Source organism: Pinirhizobacter sp., assembly GCF_035317885.1.
GTDB lineage: Bacteria > Pseudomonadota > Gammaproteobacteria > Xanthomonadales > Rhodanobacteraceae > Pinirhizobacter.
Genome location: NZ_DATHFX010000255.1, coordinates 1 through 3042 on the forward strand (window position 1 = coordinate 1; position 3042 = coordinate 3042).

A 3042-nucleotide genomic window follows, 5' to 3' on the forward strand; every position below is an offset into this window, starting at 1 on the left:
TTCGTCGCCGGCGACCTGCCCGAACCCTTGATCGTGGCTTTCACCCTGTGGCTGCTCCGCCGCGCCCACCTGCACGCGAGCCTTGACGATCCCGATGGCGTGGCCCGCCTGCTGCTTTCGGCCATGCTCACTGCGCTTGCGGCGACCGTGGGCAACGCCACGATCCTTGCCGCCCTGCATCCGGCGTCGGCCTTCCAGGCCTTGACCGATGCACTGGGCAGCGACCTCCTGGGCAACTACCTGGGCGTGCTGCTGGTGGTGCCGGTGCTGGTGCTGTTGGTACGCGAACGCCCCGGCAGCCAGGCCATGGCGGCGCTGGCCATCGACGGACTGCTGGTGCTGCTGCCGGCGCTGGCGATCCTGATCACGCTCACCGAATACTCCCCGCATGCCCAGTATGCCCGCGTGCTGTCGCTGGCCCCCGGCCTGTTCTTCGCCTTCCGCCATGGCTGGCGCGGAGCCACGCTGTCGATGTTGATCATCAGCGTCGGCCTGAACCTCACCGAGAGCATGACCGGTCTTGGCGCCCCCACGGCGGCCGCCCACCTGTTCATCGCCGTCGCGGGCACCGGTACGCTGATGCTGGGCGCCGCGACCGACGCCTTGCGCCGGAGCAGCGAACGCGTGGCCCAGCAGAATTCCCATCTGGCCGAGGCCAACCGCCGGCTCGACAAACTCGCCCGGCAGCTACGGGACGCCGCACGCGGCAACCTGCAGGCGGAAGAAACCCAGCGCCGGCACATGGCGCGGGAGCTGCACGATGAGCTGGGCCAGAACCTCACCGCCATCCAGACCCACCTGAAGCTTGCGCAGGGCCGCCTGCGCGATGCGGGGCTGGACGACATCAGTACCTCGATCAACGGCATCCTCGGCTTCATGCGGCGGGCCCTGCACCGCATGCTCGATAGCCTGCGGCCGTCGGTACTGGACGAATTCGGCCTGGACCGTGCCCTGGACGAAGGCCCGCTGCGGGACATGCTGGCCGCCGCGGGCGTGGCCTATCACTTCGACATGGTGGGCGATCCGCGCACCCTCGACGACGACACGCGCACCGCGATCTACCGCATCGTCCAGGAGAGCGCGACCAACGTTGTCAGGCATTCGCACGCCCAGAGCCTGCTGGTGCGCCTGCGCATTGGTCAGCGATCGGGAAGTACCCTGGCCATCTTGAGCGTTCAGGACGACGGCGACGGCTTACCACCGGAACCGGTCTTCACAGGCGGCCGCGGCCTCAAGGGCATGCGCGACCGGATCACCGCGCTGAGCGGCAGCTTCCGCATCCAGCCTTCAGTTAAAGGCTTGCATTTCAAGGTCTTGCTGCGGAGCGATGGCATCAACGTGAAGCCGCCACCGGACAGTCTCGTGTAGGAAAAACCTTATAGGAATTATTCCGATACCGGGAAAGTGAAGAGCTCGTTAGGATGCCGCCATCGATGTGGGGGAGCCACTGTCGAAAGACAGTGAGCCCAGGTCGCTCGTGGGGACGGGCGATCTGATGAGGCGACAGGATGTCAGCCTCGCCGGTGAAGTCGGCTGCCGACGCGAACGAGCAACTCGTTTGCAATGGCGCTGGATATACCGGACAGCCGTTGGTGGGCAGGAGCCCTCCGGCGGCTTTTTTTTGCCCGGCTTTTGGGGCGTTGAGGGGGCGGGAGCGGTGGGGGGCGGCCCCCTGGTCGCTAAGTCCTCGTCGGGCTTTGCCCTCCTGCGGAAGCGCTCTCAGGGGGCCGCCCCCCACCGCTCCCTCTCCGACTCATCGGATGGAGTGCAGAGCAAATCAGCGTTGTGATGCAAGTACCCGACCTGCCCGCCCCGCCACGCCAGGCCGCGGTTAGCGGCGCTTCTTGGGGCGGACGTACAGGACCAGGGAGTGGTCTTCGATGACGTAGCCGTGCTTCTCGGCGATTTCGTGCTGGAGGCGCTCGATCTCTTCGCTGACGAACTCGATGACCTTTCCGCTGTCAACATCGATCATGTGATCGTGGTGCTTGCCGCGGTCCAGCTCGTAGACGGCCTGGCCACCCTCGAAATTGTGCTTCATGAGGATGCCGGCGGCTTCGAACTGGGTCAGTACCCGGTACACGGTGGCAAGGCCGATGTCCTCGGCGTGGGCCAGCAGGTGTTTGTAGATATCCTCGGCGGTCAGGTGACGCGCCTCGGAATCCTCGAAAATCTGCAGTATCCGCATCCGGGGATGGGTGACTTTCAGGCCCGCCTTGCGCAATTCCCTGGTTTCCTGATCCATCTGTCTCACCCCTCTTGAAAGCACGGTGCCTTAGGGCGCTTAGTGTATCATCCAACGCTTTACGATCCGGACGCACTACGCATGCAAAAGCTCCTCCGCACGCTGGGCATGGCAATCTTCGCATCCTCGGTTGCCGCCTGCGGGCTCGTTTACGTTCCCGACGTGCAGCAGGGCAACCTGCTCGACAAGAAAACCGTCGAGCAGCTCCAGCCGGGCATGACCAAACGCCAGGTGCTGGTGCTGATGGGTTCACCCTCGGTGAACTCGCCGTTCTACCAGAACCGCTGGGACTACGTCTCCACCGTGGCCCACCGCGGCGGCCCCATGAAGGTCCGGACCTTCAGCCTGGCCTTCAACAACGACGTGCTGGTGGCCCGGCTGGACCTCAAATTCGCCGGCATCCGCCAGTCGTTCACCACCCGCAACACCCCCGAGCGGCCCCACCGACTCACGATGCATTTCGTCGAGGGGCCGTTCACCTCGCTGGAGGGGTTGTTCGAATTCACCGCCCTGGGCGAGCACGGCTGCAAGGTAGAGCTTCTGCTGGATTTCGAATATGCCGGAATCGGCAGCAGCGTGCTGAAGATGGGGTTCCAGGCCCTGGCTACAAGGATGGTGGACGACTTCAGCGCCGAAGCCGGACGCACCTATGGTTGAGTGCATCGCCATCGAGGTGGCGCGGGCGTTTCCTGACCGCCAGGAGGTGGTGGCGCTTACCGTGCCCCGGGGTACCACGGCCGCCGAGGCGGTGGCCCTGGCCGGCTGGCCGCCCGCCGCGGCACTGGGGGTGTTTTCGC

Annotated in this window: 3 protein-coding genes; 2 read left to right on the forward strand and 1 reads right to left on the reverse strand. The window is 65.4% G+C overall.

Annotated features, from left to right (window positions below):
• Positions 1 to 1368 (forward strand): MASE1 domain-containing sensor histidine kinase (locus VK519_RS08280; protein WP_324348925.1); only part of this gene is annotated, 1368 nt, incomplete at its 5' end.
• 463 nt (positions 1369 to 1831) lie between these two features.
• Here the strand turns inward: VK519_RS08280 and fur are convergent.
• Entirely contained in the window at positions 1832 to 2245 is a 414-nt protein-coding gene (gene fur / locus VK519_RS08285; protein ID WP_324348927.1) for a ferric iron uptake transcriptional regulator, read from the reverse strand.
• A gap of 81 nt (positions 2246 to 2326) precedes the next feature.
• On the opposite strand from fur, the gene bamE reads away from it, so the two are divergent.
• Positions 2327 to 2902, forward strand: coding sequence for an outer membrane protein assembly factor BamE domain-containing protein (gene bamE / locus VK519_RS08290; RefSeq protein WP_324348928.1), 576 nt, complete (start codon positions 2327 to 2329; stop codon positions 2900 to 2902).
• The last annotated feature ends 140 nt before the right edge of the window (positions 2903 to 3042 follow it).